The following is a 299-nucleotide window of genomic DNA, read 5'->3' as shown; positions in this document are numbered from 1 at the left end:
TTCTACAATCCGTTCATCCAGCAGGCGGTCGACAAATATCTCCAGCGCTTCCGCAAGCACCATCACTACGAGAACAGTTTCTATATCACGGCGTTGCTGCAGGGCGGGGACCTGGACGAGACGGTGCGTGAACTCGAGGAACTGGGCGAGTCGATGACGAAGGCGCTCGTTTCCTACGATCCGCAGCTGCTCGAGACCTACGAGCACAACGGCATCCTGTTTTCGGAGCCGTACCAGTTCATCGGTGAGCTGGTGAACGGCGTCGATGCGCGCGTGCCGGTCACGCAGGCGACCGGGCG

The 299-nt window shown here is 60.2% G+C and carries 1 pseudogene; it reads left to right on the top strand.

Annotated features, from left to right (window positions below):
* Positions 1-299 (top strand): annotated as a pseudogene (locus tag ACV22V_RS32675) (transporter); the annotation flags it as partial.

Source organism: Burkholderia sp. AW33-5 (assembly GCF_053427615.1).
Note: the sequence above shows the minus strand (reverse complement) of the source record. Positions and strands in the feature narration are given on the sequence as shown.